17 protein-coding genes are annotated in these 14,830 nt (G+C 46.4%); 11 read left to right on the top strand and 6 right to left on the bottom strand.

Translation table 11 applies throughout. The annotated features are described in order from the left end of the window. Positions 1–487: 487 nt before the first annotated feature. The 3 genes from NWE92_11455 to NWE92_11445 all read right to left on the bottom strand — a co-directional run bounded on the left by NWE92_11455 (position 488) and on the right by NWE92_11445 (position 2,210). Entirely contained in the window at positions 488–727 is a 240-nt protein-coding gene (locus NWE92_11455) for an Lrp/AsnC ligand binding domain-containing protein (GenBank protein MCW4030249.1), read from the bottom strand. A 114-nt stretch (positions 728–841) separates the two neighbouring features. Beyond that, entirely contained in the window at positions 842–1,897 is a 1,056-nt protein-coding gene (locus tag NWE92_11450) for a flippase-like domain-containing protein (protein ID MCW4030248.1), read from the bottom strand. Between the two features lie 79 nt (positions 1,898–1,976). Then, the gene (locus NWE92_11445; GenBank protein ID MCW4030247.1) at positions 1,977–2,210 is read right to left on the bottom strand and encodes an Lrp/AsnC ligand binding domain-containing protein; all 234 of its coding nucleotides are present in this window, start codon (positions 2,208–2,210) and stop codon (positions 1,977–1,979) included. Between the two features lie 128 nt (positions 2,211–2,338). Here NWE92_11445 and NWE92_11440 point away from each other — a divergent pair, with 128 nt between their 5' ends. The 4 genes from NWE92_11440 (at position 2,339) to NWE92_11425 (ending at position 5,394) form a co-directional block, all read left to right on the top strand. Then, the gene (locus NWE92_11440) at positions 2,339–2,671 is read left to right on the top strand and encodes a zinc-ribbon domain-containing protein (protein MCW4030246.1); all 333 of its coding nucleotides are present in this window, start codon (positions 2,339–2,341) and stop codon (positions 2,669–2,671) included. 111 nt (positions 2,672–2,782) lie between these two features. Then, entirely contained in the window at positions 2,783–4,411 is a 1,629-nt protein-coding gene (locus NWE92_11435) for a CTP synthase (protein ID MCW4030245.1), read from the top strand. 62 nt (positions 4,412–4,473) lie between these two features. Then, on the top strand, positions 4,474–4,764 hold the full coding sequence (locus NWE92_11430; GenBank protein ID MCW4030244.1) for a hypothetical protein: 291 nt from the start codon (positions 4,474–4,476) through the stop codon (positions 4,762–4,764). Between the two features lie 99 nt (positions 4,765–4,863). Continuing rightward, positions 4,864–5,394, top strand: a complete 531-nt coding sequence (locus tag NWE92_11425; GenBank protein MCW4030243.1) for a nitroreductase family protein — start codon at positions 4,864–4,866, stop codon at positions 5,392–5,394. Positions 5,395–5,398: 4 nt separating this feature from the next. Here NWE92_11425 and NWE92_11420 read toward each other — a convergent pair whose 3' ends face one another. Continuing rightward, a complete protein-coding gene (locus NWE92_11420; GenBank protein MCW4030242.1) occupies positions 5,399–6,517 on the bottom strand; it encodes a bifunctional phosphoglucose/phosphomannose isomerase in 1,119 nt (372 codons plus the stop codon). Positions 6,518–6,598: 81 nt separating this feature from the next. Here NWE92_11420 and NWE92_11415 point away from each other — a divergent pair, with 81 nt between their 5' ends. Together NWE92_11415 and NWE92_11410 are read left to right on the top strand one after the other, a co-directional pair. Further along, positions 6,599–7,453 (top strand): RNA methyltransferase, encoded by an 855-nt coding sequence (locus NWE92_11415; GenBank protein ID MCW4030241.1) that lies wholly within the window; start codon positions 6,599–6,601, stop codon positions 7,451–7,453. 70 nt (positions 7,454–7,523) lie between these two features. After that, positions 7,524–8,669: a hypothetical protein gene (locus NWE92_11410; protein MCW4030240.1), complete on the top strand. Its 1,146-nt coding sequence runs from the start codon at positions 7,524–7,526 to the stop codon at positions 8,667–8,669. A 125-nt stretch (positions 8,670–8,794) separates the two neighbouring features. On the opposite strand, the gene rpl12p is transcribed toward NWE92_11410, so the two are convergent. Beyond that, a complete protein-coding gene (gene rpl12p / locus NWE92_11405) occupies positions 8,795–9,115 on the bottom strand; it encodes a 50S ribosomal protein P1 (GenBank protein ID MCW4030239.1) in 321 nt (106 codons plus the stop codon). Between the two features lie 263 nt (positions 9,116–9,378). Here rpl12p and NWE92_11400 point away from each other — a divergent pair, with 263 nt between their 5' ends. From NWE92_11400 to NWE92_11390, 3 genes are all read left to right on the top strand, one after another. Next, positions 9,379–10,338, top strand: a complete 960-nt coding sequence (locus tag NWE92_11400; protein ID MCW4030238.1) for an elongation factor Tu — start codon at positions 9,379–9,381, stop codon at positions 10,336–10,338. A 417-nt stretch (positions 10,339–10,755) separates the two neighbouring features. Further along, the gene (locus NWE92_11395) at positions 10,756–11,193 is read left to right on the top strand and encodes a hypothetical protein (GenBank protein MCW4030237.1); all 438 of its coding nucleotides are present in this window, start codon (positions 10,756–10,758) and stop codon (positions 11,191–11,193) included. A gap of 100 nt (positions 11,194–11,293) precedes the next feature. Further along, complete coding sequence (locus NWE92_11390) at positions 11,294–11,836, top strand: DUF308 domain-containing protein (GenBank protein ID MCW4030236.1); 543 nt, start codon at positions 11,294–11,296, stop codon at positions 11,834–11,836. Between the two features lie 16 nt (positions 11,837–11,852). Here the strand turns inward: NWE92_11390 and NWE92_11385 are convergent, their stop codons facing one another. Further along, complete coding sequence (locus NWE92_11385; GenBank protein ID MCW4030235.1) at positions 11,853–12,503, bottom strand: hypothetical protein; 651 nt, start codon at positions 12,501–12,503, stop codon at positions 11,853–11,855. Between the two features lie 194 nt (positions 12,504–12,697). Between NWE92_11385 and NWE92_11380 the strand changes: the two genes are divergently transcribed. Further along, complete coding sequence (locus NWE92_11380; protein MCW4030234.1) at positions 12,698–13,513, top strand: hypothetical protein; 816 nt, start codon at positions 12,698–12,700, stop codon at positions 13,511–13,513. Between the two features lie 169 nt (positions 13,514–13,682). Further along, the gene (dnaJ, locus tag NWE92_11375) at positions 13,683–14,795 is read left to right on the top strand and encodes a molecular chaperone DnaJ (protein MCW4030233.1); all 1,113 of its coding nucleotides are present in this window, start codon (positions 13,683–13,685) and stop codon (positions 14,793–14,795) included. Positions 14,796–14,830: the final 35 nt, after the last annotated feature.

Here is a 14,830-nt window from a genome sequence, read left to right as displayed (position 1 = left end):
TTTGGTCGGATTGGGTTGGCTTTAGAGGTTGGAGTGCTCTTCCTGCTTTAAGGGATACACGAAAAAACATGCATTTTTCCAAGCCTCCTCTGCCAACCAACAAAAAGTTCGGTGCTTCTACGGGTAGAGTCACCTCTGCCTGCGGGTTGGGTATTATGTCGCATGCAGATTTTTTTTGAGTTTGGACTCATTTGGCTCTACCTCTATGACGCACAGGACTCACTACTCCTTTGCAAAAAATTTAAAATTATGTGACTGTATCGGCACAGTCACAACTTGTTTAGCGTTAAGAGGCTAAGCTGAACTTTGCCTAATATAGTGGCCTCGTGCGTGTGCGTCAAGTTCTTTCCCATTCTGAAAGTTGTTGCCACACCAAGGGCATCTAAACTGTTTTTCCATAGTTATCACAGTTACTCTGTGGGTTTTGTTAAAAATTCTTATGAACTAAAAATCAATATTAGCCGTTTTTTGAAAGAAAAAAGAAAGTTTAGACTTTGTCCTCTACAACAATCATGGTGAGTGTTGAGCGGACTTTGTCAAGGCGCCTTACACGCCAAGTTACGATTTCTTTTAGTCTATCCATGGTGTCGGCTTTAACTCGTGCTACGATGTCATATACTCCATAAACAGCTGACGATTCCTCGACACCCTCAACTTTTTTGAGTTCATTTAAAACGTCTGATTCTGAGCCTATCTCAGTGTTTATCAACACAAACGCTGTGGGCATAAAGATCCTCTATGTAATTGAATTAGGGAGACTGCATTAAAATCTTTCCTAACAGAAAAAACCCGCAAAATGAACAGGAAAGTAAAAAATGCTCCCTATATTCAAGAGAAAAATTCACTGCTTGCCTGCTTGTTTGATTGGCTTTCTTTTAAGTATGCCTAACCCTGCATATTGCAACGCCGCATAAGAAACAATCAGTCTAAACCACAAATTCACTACGCGCGCCAACAAAGTTACCGCAAGTCCTAAAGACGCCGGCACGATACCTAACGCCTCAAACGACGTGGCCATTATTATTTCTGGAAAACCAAAAAACGTTACCCCGACAGTTTGTAGTGTTCCGGTTAAGGTGAAAACGATCAAGATTACGTTAACAGGTACCGCTTGACCTAACGCTAAAAAGGCAAAGGCCAACACGGAAACTTCACAAACAAAAGCAATAATTGAGGTGATGATGGGGCAGATGAGTTGGCGTGGGTTAGCTTTTAGTTGCTCGATGTCTCGGTGAAACTTACTCAGCCAGTCTTCCGCTTTTTCTTTAAAGCTTTGCGGGTTCCAACTCTTACGGAAAATCAACACAATCCGTATGGCCCATTTTAGAAGGGTTTGTGTGGCGGAAGGCTTAACGCTGATGTAGTAGACCATCGACAAAGTCAAAGCTGAAAGCCCCAAGACCAGACCAATCAGGAAAGTGACAAGTGGTGGCAATGAATAACTAACCAGCACTGAAGTTAACCCGACTGCCATCGCAACAACGCTCAGGGTCATGACGAAGATTTTTTGTCCAACCACGGAGGCACCGATTCGTTCTGCGTCTACTTTTGTGTCTTTGGAGAGGAGATAGGTTTTGGATATCTCCGCGGACCATCCCAGTTGAGGGACTGTGGCTTCAAAGAAGAGGCCGACCCATGTGTAGAGGAGGGCTTTGCGTTTGGATACGTCTATGGAGAGGTTTGTTAGGAGGTTTTGCCAGACCAGCGACGAGAAAAGAACGTAGAGGCTGTAGGCGATAAACGCGCCGGCGAAGTAAACGAGGTTGGTTTGGGCAAGAATCTCAATTAGTTGGGCGGGGTTGATGTAGAAGTAGAAGTAGGCTACGAATGCAATTAACCCCACGATTAAAAGGATGATGACTGCTTGCTGGCGTGTGGGTGCTTTTAGCTGTTTCATGGGGTTTGCCTTGCTTAACCTTCAGTGCCTAGGCATTTAAGGGTTATAGCAAAAAGGCTCCACAAGGATAAGTTGAGGCTTATTCTTCCATCATGATGAGTGTTAGCGTTGAACGAACTCTGTTTAGGGTTCGGATTTTGCGGGTTACTGTGTCTTTGAGTTTCTCCATGGAGTCTGCTTTTATCTTGGTGATTATGTCGTAAACGCCATAGGAGAAGTAGGCTTCTTGGATGCCTTCGACCTGTTTTAGTTGGTTGACTACTTCTTCTTCGGCTCCAGATTCTACGTTGATTAATACGAAGGCTTGTGGCATTTTATGTCTCGTTTAGTATATGCTGCCTTTAATTAATATTTTATGCAGCAGATTTCTGTAGCTTTTCTGAAAGCGACCAAAAATTTTATGAGTCCACAGACATCTACAAGCGTATCGAGGATATGGCTTTGGTTTATTGCACAAAATGCGGAACATTAAACCCTGAAGTAGCAACGAATTGTTCAAACTGCGGTTCTCCCCTGTACGTAGATTGCAGAGTTAACTATCGACACGTGCATCGTCACTACCAAGGCGATTATCATTATCACCATCAGGGTGGCGGCATAGGGTTACTCATCGCGGGCTTAATCATAGTTTTCTTGGGTTTAGCAGCACTCACTGGAACCTTGGGTTTGTTCTGGGCGTATTTCTGGCCGCTGGTTTTGGTGGTGATTGGCATTTGGCTTTTGATTTGGGGACTTAGACGCAACCGCAAATATTCCATGTCTGCACCCCAATAATTGTATATTTTTTCTGTTTTAATGATGCTTAATTGCACGGTTTTTCAGCGTTGCACACAAAAGAGTTATATTAAGACTGCTTGAAAGGTAGTGGTTATAACGGGGAAAAAAATGGTTAAGTACATTTTCGTAACAGGCGGCGTGTTAAGCTCAGTTGGTAAAGGTATCTTAACTTCTTCAATCGGCAAAATGCTCCAAGCAAGAGGCTTAAAACCCACTGTCGTAAAAATCGACCCCTACGTTAACATTGACGCGGGAACAATGAATCCATACATGCACGGCGAAGTCTTCGTCACCGATGACGGAGGCGAAACAGACCTAGACTTGGGCTGGTATGAACGCTTCTTGGATCTCAGCCTCAAACAAAGCAACAATTTAACCACCGGAACCATCTACCGCAGCGTAATCGAAAAAGAACGTCACGGCGACTTTTTGGGCAGATGCGTCCAAATCGTCCCTCACGTCACTAACGAAATTAAAAATCGCATCAAAAACGCGGGTAAAGCCGTAAACGCCGACATCGTTTTAACCGAGGTTGGCGGCACGGTCGGCGACATTGAAGGCTTGCCTTTCTTGGAGGCTATTCGTCAGATGCGTGTCGAGGAAGGTTACGAAAACACCCTCTATGTGCATGTCGCGTTGGTACCCGTCTTGGATGTTACCGGCGAAATGAAAACTAAACCGCTCCAGCACAGCGTAAACGAACTGCGTCGCATCGGTATTCAACCTGACACCATCGTTGCCCGCAGCCCCGTCATGATTGATTCTGAGGCACTCCGCAAAATCGCCTTGTTCGGTACCATCCCCGAAGCAGCAGTCTTCTGCTCATACAACGCCGAAACTGTCTATCAAGTGCCACTCATCTTGGATAAGCAGGGCATGGGCGACTTTGTCTGTCAACGTCTTGGTCTTAAATATGAAACCAAAGACTTCAGCCAATGGCAAACATTCGTTGACGCCATGGTTCATCCAGAACATGAAGTTAAAATTGCGTTAGTTGGCAAATACGCAGGGTTAACTGATAGCTATGTTAGCATGACTGAAGCCCTGCGGCACGGCGGCGCGGCAAATAAAGCCAAAGTCTGCATATCCTATCTTGAAGCTGAAAAATACGAGCGTGAACCTCAATGTATTGAGGAACTCGCTGGTTATGACGGCGTCTTTGTTCCCTACGGCTTTGGTCCACGCGGCACTGAAGGCAAAATCGCCGCCGCAAAATATGCACGTGAACACGACATCCCCTTCTTAGGCATATGTTATGGCTTCCAGTTGGCTGTCATTGAATTTGCACGTAACGTCTGCGGTCTAAAAGATGCTAACAGCACTGAAATCAATCCTGACACTCCTTATCCCGTTATTGACTTGATGCCTGAGCAACGCGGTATCGAAGCTAAAGGCGCAACAATGCGGTTGGGTGCCCACAAAGTTATTCTTGAGAAGGGCAGCGTAGCCTACAATATGTTTGGATGTGAAGAAATCTATGAACGCCACCGCCACCGCTTCGAAGTCAACCTTGACTATATCGAAGTTCTCAAAAACAATGGCTTGCGCTTCACAGGCAAAAGCAGTGACGGCAGACGCATGGAAACCCTCGAGTACCTCAAGAATTACTTCTACTTTGCCAGCCAATTCCATGGTGAATTCAGAAGTCGACCTGGACGCCCCTCGCCTGAATATTTTGGTTTTATCCAAGCTTGCGTAAATAAGAAACTGGGCAAGCCCAAACTTTCCTTTTCTTAGTCTCTTTTTTAGTAAAAGCTATAATGTTCCGTTGACATGAGTGCTTAACGGATTGAATCATTATGTCAAACGAAGGAAAATGGGATTCAAGTACTTATTCGCAGAAAATGAAAGAAGACAAAAACGAGTTAACCGACCTGCAAAATCACCTAAACGAGTTAATGGTGCACTTCGTTATGCGTGCACTGCGCGTTTACCAATCTACAAGGCCTGAACCACTACGCCCCGGCGAAATCGCGTTGCTGGTCAAAAACGAATTAAACAATGTAGTCTACGATTTATCTCAACAAGCTAACCTCGAAGCCCTAGCGAAAATGGCAAAAGAAGAATGGGCAAAACAAACCCAAAAATAATTCTTTCTTTTTGTAAATTAGCCTCAAATTTCGACAGTCGATTTATTCGCCAATATTTGTATATTCTTTGTTTCTCTGTTTGTTTTTAGTGACGAAATTATGGACTTTGCGGATGTAATTACTTCGCGAAAAAGCATTCGAGACTATGCTAACAAGGCTGTAGAGGAAGAGAAGTTAACACAGATTTTAGAGGCGGCACGTTGGGCGCCTTCATGGGCAAACAGGCAATGCGCCAGATACATTGTTGTTAAAGACAAAGCCCGAATTGAAAAAATCTGTGGCAAATTTAGCTGGATAAAGCAGGCACCCGTTGTGATTGTGGCGTGTGCTGACCCTAAAGAGTCAGGTTTCCGCAACGGCATGGACTACTACCTCGTTGATGTTGGTATTGCGTTGCAGCAGTTGGTTTTGGCCGCCTCTAACCTTGGGTTAGGAACTTGCTGGATAGGTGCCTTCGATGAAGCGTCAGTTAAAGCGGCTCTTGGCGTTCCTGGCGATGTAAAGGTGGTGGCTTTGACGCCGTTGGGGTATCCTGCAGAAGATAGCGAAGCAAGTAGACGTGTCCGTGCAGCCGTGGGTGCTGATCAAAGAAAAAACCTAGAAGAGATTGTGCATAAGGAAAAATGGTGACCGTCTACAGCTTTTCTAATTCCTCGATTATTTTTTCTCTGAACCCGTTTTGTTTGAGGCTTTCTTTGAGGTAGTTTATGGTTGCTACAGGTGTGGGGTCTGCTTTGCGCAGCACAGCTAAGTAGACGCTGATGAAGTCGCCGATAACAATCGTGGACAGCATCTTTGCCAGCGGGCTTTTACCCTGCACTTTTAGCTCAAACATTATGAGCCCCTTTCGCTCTAAGATCTGTTGGGTTACATCGATTCTGTCGGCGATTTCAAAGGGTTCATTGTCGATGTCGCGAATGAGAATTACCGAGAAATACTTGCATTGTTCGTCGCGGCTTTCCCAGCCTACGATTTCGTTATGGTTTAATTCGGGGAAAAACTCCCATTTTGCGGCAGATTTGCTGTTTTCGTTGAATTGCTGCTTAAAGCGTTGGGCAACGCTGCGAAAAACGCCGAAGCCATAGACAACGGGGGCGGTTTCACCGATATAGTATGCGGTTGTTTTGGCAAAATTGTCTCGAGTTAGCTTTTCAGGACCGTTTTCGATGCTGATATGTTCCATAACCTCGATGGCTTCGTCTAATTCCTCAAGGGCACCTGCGATTAATCCTGCCTTTTGGAGATAAATTATCAGGGGAACAAACATGTAGGGCAAGGCTGCTCGGGGGGGCATGACGCCGGGAACCTGAATGGAGGGGATGCCACGTTTCTGGGCGTCTTTGAGTAAGACCCCACCGCTTGTAACGCAGAAAATCATGCATTTACGTTGCAAGGCATCAAGGTAGTTACTGAGGGTTTCTTCGGTGTCGCCTGAGTAACTAGTGATTAGTACCAGTGTTTTGTTATCTGCGTAGGCGGGGAGATGATATTCGCGGTTTACCTCGATGGGAACAGATAGCTTGTTTTTGCACCAGTCCTTTAGTAGGTCGCCGCCTATGGCTGAGCCGCCCATGCCTGCCACAATGATGTTGCTTGGTTTAGGATAATTGGTTGTTATTGACTCTGCTATATCTGCTGCTTTTCGGTAATGCTGTGCAGCGTGGATACAGTACTTTAGCATGTCACTTTTATCAGCGGATTTTATTTTTTCGGGGTCATCTAAAATGGGCGTGGACACAAAGTAATCCTCCATTAACCCGTATTTTTATATCTCTTCTCCACCTTTTAAGCACAACGTAGTAACTAAACTGACACACATACAGGAAACTATGATATGAGTAAAAAGAAAGTCTCAATAGCCATTCCCGCCTCCGTCATATCGGACACGCCGCATCTTCGAGAAAAAACAGGCAAAATCGGGTTAATCGGACGAGCAGCAGCAATTTTCCGCATAGACGAAATCATAGTTTACCCAGACGACGCCAGAGTAGATCAACGCCGCGACCTCGAACTAATGGCATTGTTGTTGAATTATTTGGAGACGCCTCAGTATTTGCGGAAGCGGATGTTTGCGTTGCAACCCAGCCTCGAATACGCAGGCATACTCCCCCCACTGCGTACACCTAACCATCCATCCAGCGGCAAAACCAAACACCTCCAACTCGGTGAATACCGCGAAGGACAGGTTTTCTCTGAAACAAAAGAAGGCTTAAGGGTAGATATCGGCGTTCAACAACCTGCTCTGCTGAGGCAAAGAGAATTCTCCATCGGTGACCGCTTAACTACACAGGTGGTAAACCTTGGCGAACATGTCGAAGTTCAAGTCGTTAACCGCGACGATGTACCTCAATATTGGGCATATAAAGTCCGCGTCGAGAAACGACCCTTTGGGCAAATAGTACAGGACAAGGACTTTGATTTGCGGATTGCCACCGCACGCATCGGCGACAACTTCAATGAGGTTGCAGGAAAAATCAACGCGAAATTGATGGGCAGCGAACGGGTGTTGGTCGGGTTTGGTGCTCCATCTCGGGGGCTACATGAAATTGTTGAAGACGAGGGCCTAAAGCTTGCGGAGCTGGTGGATTTTGTTGTTAACACGGTTCCCAATCAAGGCACTGTGACGGTTCGCACTGAAGAGGCGCTTTTGGCGACGCTTGCTGTTTTTAATTTGCAGCTAAGTTACTGAGTTGTGCGGGTGCCTTTATGGAGGGTTTTGGCTAAAGGCATAAATGTCGCGTTTGGTTATTGTGAAGTTTATGCCATCTCTAGATATTGCTATGCCAATTGCGCTTTTCCTTGTGGTAACGGTTGCTATGTTCCTCAACAAGAGAGTTGAAGGAAAACTTATGGCTACCGTTGAGCAGAAAGAATTCAAAAACCGCGACATCATCATGCTTGTCATATTCATGACCATAGTTATCTCCGTTATAGCGGTCACGTCGTTTGTGGCTCCGGAACAAATGTTCACAAACGTATTCATGCTGCTATTCTTGGGCTCCTACACTGTGTTGCTCTACACTTTTTCATACATATTCTCCAGCCTAACCAAGGTGCGGTCCCAAATTATCTCGGCTGGTTTCGGCGCGGCAGCAGTAATCGCGGGTGCAGCAAGCCTCACAGCGCCCCTCGCGGACTCTTTGAGCATCTATCGTGCGGTGGCATTCTTTGGTTTAGCCGCCTTCTGCTTTGGCTCAATAATCTATGAGCAAAGAAAAGCTCTTGCAAAGGCACGGTGGTATCTTGCAGTGCAGCCACCAGTTCTGTTCATACTTCTCTTCGCGTTTTTCAACGTATTCTATGGCGGTGCAGCTAACATTTGGACGCCGTATTTGATGGATGTTTTCGGCTTCACATTCGCCATCCTAATCATACTCTATTTGAGCTCGTTGTTTAGCTGGAAAACCGTGGGACTCTTCGCCATACTTTTAACAATCATGGACATAGTCCTAGTTATCGTAACACCTGTTATGATGACAACCGCAAACACGTTTACATCTATCGGGCTCCCTGTGCTTGTGTATCTACCTAACGTTCCGTTAATTATTGACCCTACAACACAGGCGATTCTTAACCGCGGCTTAGGACTTGGAGACTTCTTCTTCGCCGGCGTTTTGGCAATTCAGACCTTCAACAAATTTGGTAAAAAAACCGCCCTGATATCGGTTATCTCGATGTCGGTTGCGTTTGGCATATGGGAAGCCTTCCTGCGAGACATATTAAACATACTTGACCCGCTTATGGGACGTAGCATCGGCGGCTTCCCCGGAACCCTGATGATTCTCACAGGCTGGGCGCCTATCGTGGCTGTGGCGTTGCTTATGAATAGAAATAAGCCCGCTGAGGCTACGGTTGTTGTGCAGTCAAATCCTGTTCCTGAGGAGCAGGGTTTGCCTATCCAGTAACCGCTTTTTTGTTTTATTTTTTTAGTTTAGAGTTTATTGTGATGTAGCGTTTTAGCTACGTTTCTATGTGGGGTAAAATATGTTTTGGGGAAAAATTGGTTAAAAATAAGAAATGTGAGGCTAATTTACCCGAATAGGGCGCCTAATCCTTCTAGTGCTGCTTCTTCCTTGGCTTTTTCGTCTTCAGCTTTCTTCTTCTTGTCTTCTGCTGGAGCTGCTGCTGGCTTGGATTCTGCTGCTGCGGCTGCAACTGGAGCTGCTGCCATCATGGTTGGGGCTGCTTTGATTGCTTCATCAATGTTTACTTCGCTAAGTGAAGCTACGAGTGCTTTAACCTGGACTGCGTCAACAGTGAGTCCTGCTGCTTCGAGAACTTTTGTTACGGAATCTTCGTTTATTTCTTTACCTGCCTTGTGAAGGAGCATTGCTGCGTAAATGTTTTCCATACCTTTTCACCTCTTCATCCGAGTATTTTAACCTTTTTAGTTGGTCTGACCCGCCTCACATGGAGATTGGTCGTTACCTGAATTGGCGAAACGCTTCCGCCACATTGCCGTTTATGAGAATACTATATACCTTAAGAACCTTTCGTCCATGCATTTTAACACGTATCATCATAAAATTTAGCGGCGGCATCAACAAAAAATCTGTTGCGTCAACAACACTTATCTTTCGGGTGCACGTAGGCGATATCCATCGGTGAAACATTATGGGTAACATCACAGTCGCCGTCCTTGGCGCACAAGGTTACAGCGGAACCATAGCAAAGAAAGGTACATCCACAGACATCACTCTCTACGACCTAAAAAAAGGCGAAGCCACAGTCACCCTCATCGAACCTACCCGTTACCCCGAACGCCTCGCGCCGCTCTTCTACGCCTGCGCACTCGCCACCAAAGCCCTCGTAGTCGTGGACGAATTAAGTGCAGGTTTAGGCGAACAACTTGTTATGCTGCAATGTTCGGGCATCAAAAGCGGCTACTTCATTTTGCGAAATTATATTCCTAAAGAAAAAATCTTGCCCCTCATAAAAGGCACAAGCCTTGAAACCTTCGAATTCTTAGAAGACGACGCCAACATGTTGCGGGAGAAACTTTTAGCCGAAGCCGCCCAAATAAAACCCGCCGAGGACCAAACAATCGGAACCGTCCCCGTTGACCATGCCTTTAACGTGAAGGGAGTCGGCGTAGTCATCTTAGGCATAGTCATCAAAGGAAGCATCCAAAAACATGCCAACCTCAAAGTGTTGCCGGGCACAAAAACTGCACAGGTTCGCAGCATCCAAAAGCACGATGACGAATTTGAATCTGCAGGCTTGGGCGACCGTGTTGGGTTTGCTTTGAAGAACGTGGATGTTGAGGACCTTGACCGCGGCGCTGTCTTAACCAATGACCCCGAGGTGAAATCCTCCAACAAACTGCAGGCGCAAGCGACGCTTGTTAAGTATTGGCAGACTCCGCTAAAGGAGGGTATGGTTATGCATGTTGGGCATTGGGCGCAGTTTGTAACCGCCAAAGTGGATTCAGTATCTGACGCGGGTGACTGGCGAAAACCAACCGTAACATTTAGTCTTGATAAGCCTCTGGTTTATCAGCCTAAAGACCAAGCGGTGCTGATGTATCTTGAGGGCGCCAAGCTAAGAATTGCAGGAACCCTCGAGCTCTCTTAAACGCCCTTTCTCTTCATTTTCATACGTGTAAAGCAGTCCTTTTCATCTGTTAAAAATCCCTTCTCCGTTAATTTTTGTCTTGGTATAGCAGATTAAGGCTAAGTTAAGATGCCTCGAATTGGGCGAAGTGTTGAGGCAGACTGAATTGACCGTTGGGATACCCTAATCGAGGTCTTTGACGGTTTTTCTCATCTCCAAACGCGAAGTAAAAACTTGTGACTGTATCGATACAGTCACAAACTTCAGGCGAAATTACTGTTTCAAAAAATAAGATTTATTACAAAGCAGGTCGTGCTGCGCTTTTCGTGACCTACCCTGACCGCCAAAAAAGAACTCCAGGGTGCCAACGCAGCCCCAAACACGCGAACACCACTTAGCCTGCTTAGGGGAGTTCTTGAAGGCAAGCTGCTCTATCTTGTGCTCTTCTCTGTCGTCTACGGGGTGGTTTTCATCAACTACATCGACATAGCTTCTCCTGTCCCCAGCAACGGCTACCACCTCTGGCTGGTCATCATGTACTTTTTGCCTTTTGTCGGGTTCACATTGCTTAACCCCCGAAACTGGGAACTTACCTTAGGTTTAGGGTTGGTGGCGTCTTTGATGAATGATGTCTTCTATGGCGCCCTCAAATATTTAGCGGGGTCTCTGAGCATCGGCGTAAACACCTATTACAGCCTATGGTTAGTACCCCAGAACACTCTGCTGTTCACCCTGAATTTAGGTTTCACAACGGTCTCCGTGTTCAGTTGGATGATGGCTCTGTCTATTTACCTAAGAATTGCTGTGGTTGTGTTATTACTGTGGCACTGGAAACGTAGCATACGGGGAAAAACTATCTTGCCTATCGTAGGGTAAAATAGTTGTAGCATCCCTTATCTAGCAATAGTTTTTATGTTCGATTGAAGCATATTCGTTTAGGCGTTTTATAGTTTCAATCAATTTAGAAGGTTTTTGTATGAGCGATTCAAAAAGTTCGGGCGGCTACCGCGCGTTAGAAATCATTTTGGGGATAATTGCGTTAGCAGTGGGAATTTTAGCGTTGATTTATCCCGAAGGCATCATAGTTACAATCGTTGTTTTGTTCGCAATTGCTCTTCTGATAGTCGGTGTCCTTCGGCTGGCAACTGCAGCGTCTTCAGCACTTACAACGGCAAGTAGAAGCACCAACGCGGTTATTGGCATCTTGGCGATAATTGTTGCACTAATTATACTGTTTTTCCCAGGTCTTGCGACAGCCACAATTGTGATACTTCTGGGTATCGGTCTCTTTATTTACGCCATTGGGCGCATCGCAGTCGGCGGAACAGGCGTCAACCTATCAGGTGGTCTGCGAGCATTACTCATAGTGATGGGCATCTTGATCGCAGTCTTTGCAATAATCATAATTTTCTTCCCGATAATCGGAGTCTACACGTGGGCGTTCTTTGTATCTATCGTGTTCCTCTTAATCGGCATTGAAAGCTTAGCTTCAGGAATCATGGGCGTCCCTCTAATTTAGAGTCGCCCCAGCCTACCTATTTTGCCCACGCCAAATAAGAGAACAAGATAAAAAGAATACTGACGATAGCCATAAACGCGCCCAGTAGCCAACGATTTTTACCCGCTGTTTTTCCCATTTGTATTCCATACCAAGTTAACCAGGTTACGCCACAAATGTTAGAAAGTATCCACGCTAACACCTTATCGCTCAAAATCAGAAAGGGTAACGCCAACAAAACGCCGACGGTCATGTAGATGCCGATTATGGCTAGCCAGCCCATAATTTCGTTTTTGGTGAGAACTTTTACTTTTCCAAAATCAGCCCCTGAAACGTGGACAACGATTTCTTTGGCTATGGCTTCTTTGCCTGCGTCATCAAAGGTTGACAAGTAGGTGTCATTTAAGGTTGCTTTCACCACTTCTATAGTGCAGCCATTCCGAAGGGAGGCTTTCAACTTTAACAACTTATTCCGCATGTTATTACGTTCGATGGAACCAGAAAAAGCATAGATTAACCCATCAATTAAGCCCCAGCTTGCACAGGCGCCTAAATTTACCACGATTATGTAGGTAAATCCAGAATTGAGGTCTGTTAGGGCAACGTAGCCGTTTATGATTATGACCATGATGACGGCAAAAGCGATTTCGCCTGTGCGGTCGGTGTAGGAGAGATATCTTGAAGCCACAAAAACACCTAGATTATAGCGGTGTAGCCCTCTAGATAATGCTTATGGACAGCGCCCCGGTACAACGATATGAATAAAAAAGAAGCCAAAACGGGGTTAAAATCGTTTTTTAGGCAGTCAAAAAAGTTTGACGAAGCTTAGTCAAGGTTTCTTTACTGATAGCTTAATATGCGCAACCCCCTTAAGGGTTAAGTATGCCAACCCGAAACCCCATCCCCGCGTTGCTAATCACAGTTGTTTTAGCTGTCTCTTTTGTGTTAACTGCAATCCCTGTATCTGCAGTTTCCCCACCCCCCGTTCCCTCCTTTACAGTGCAATACATCGACCACTCCTACGATGTACCCCTAACATACACTACTTCAAAAGACCCCTACACAGGCGAGGAAATTAAGACTCCCCACGGCGGTTATCGCGTAACGAGCATAACCGTTGACGTTACTATACACCGTCAGAACATAAATCCGGGCCTCGATGAGGAAAACCACACTCTTAGCCTCTACTATAATGTCCGCGCTAAAGGGCATTTTGAAGATTGGTACGGAGACGACGGCGGCAGCCATGGCATGAGCGCAGTTGCAGCGTCCACTACAGGTGACACCGTGGTTTCGTTTGACGTCCAAAACTGGGGTATCAAACAAGGCGGACAAATAGACTTCCAAGTTGAAGCCATCTTCGGTTATACCGATTCAAGCGGCTCCTATTGTGGCTCAGCTAGTTTCCACACGGTTCAAGTAAGCGGCTGGAGCGGCACCCAAACCGTCACCTACGGCAACCCCATCAGCGCAACCCCCACACCCAACAATTGGAATCCGCCTACAGCAACACCCTACTATTCCTGGCCTGATCCCACAGCTACCCCCACTCAAAACCCGATTTTTCCCGATAACCAATTAGGCCAACTCTTCGGCGACTTATCTGAGGATCAAACAAGCCTCATTGTCGTGGCGATAGTTGCTTTAGTGGCTGTAGTCGGCGTGCTGATCTTGATGCGTAGAATCAACAAAAAATAACTTAGGCATATGCGTTTGCAATGCCTAATTAATCTACTTTTGTTCTAAGCGTTTCTGTCAAGAAAAGCTGCTGCACCAAAAAACACTTATCAAAGCAGGGAAACCCTAAAATTTGGGTCTGATGCATCCTTACAAAGTCCAAAAAACACTTATTCAACGGTAAGGCTGCATGGCGGAAAAACGAGACTACTATGAGGTTTTAGGCGTTGCAAAAAACGCGTCTAAAGACCAAATCAAAGACTCCTACAGGAAACTGGCGCTCCAATACCACCCTGACCGCAACAAAGCCCCTGATGCGGAAGAAAAATTCAAAGAAATCAGCGAGGCTTATGCGGTTCTTAGCGATGACCAGAAACGCCAAAAATACGATACTTTAGGTCACACTGGCTTTGACCAACAATACACTAGCGAGGATATTTTCCGTGGTGCAGATTTTGACTCGATTTTCCGTGACATGGGTTTTGGCGACTTATTCCGCACTATCTTTGGTGGCGGCGGTTTTGGTGGTTACGAGGAACGTAACCGGGGTCAAGATTTAGGGTTTGACCTTGAAATCAGCCTTGAAGAAGCCGCTAGAGGCGCGGAACGCGAGATTGAAATTCCCCGCACTGAACCCTGTGAAGTCTGTGGCGGGTCTGGCGCGGCGGCGGGCACAACAACCAAGACGTGTAGTCGTTGTGGCGGGGCGGGTCGTGTGCAGAATATGCATAAGGTAGGTTTTGCCACGTACATGCAGGTTGGCGCGTGCCCCACTTGTAAGGGGAAGGGCAAAATTATCGAGACGCCTTGCAGTAACTGTCGCGGGTCTGGCGTTATGCGTAAGCGGCGAAAAATTACCGTTAAAATACCTGCTGGCGTGGATGAGGGGTTGCAACTTCGGTTGCGCGGCGAGGGCGATTATGCTCCTAACGGCGGTGAACCCGGCGACCTCTATGTGCAGGTGCATGTTCGGCAAAATCCCTATTTCATCCGGGAGGGTGATGACCTCTGGCATGTGGCTGTCGTTAGTTATCCGCAGGCAGCTTTGGGTGCTGAAATCACTGTCCCAACTCTTGAGGGTCCGACTCCGATAAAAATCCGTCCTGGAACACAGGTCGGGGAAGTTGTGACACTGCGGGGTAAGGGGATGCCGCGTTTTCGCGGTTACGGTCGCGGTGATTTGTTGGTGCGCATAGGCATTTCGGTTCCTGATAAGTTGACGGGTCCACAGCGCGAGCTACTTGAGCAGTTGGCTAAGGAGTTCGGCTCGGATGTTTCTAAGAAGGGCAAATTCCGCCTCTGAAACCTCCGGTAGGCTTGGTTGCTTCTTTGCACGCA

It is taken from the genome of Candidatus Bathyarchaeota archaeon (genome assembly GCA_026014745.1).
GTDB lineage: Archaea > Thermoproteota > Bathyarchaeia > Bathyarchaeales > Bathycorpusculaceae > Bathycorpusculum.
Note: the sequence above shows the minus strand (reverse complement) of the source record. Positions and strands in the feature narration are given on the sequence as shown.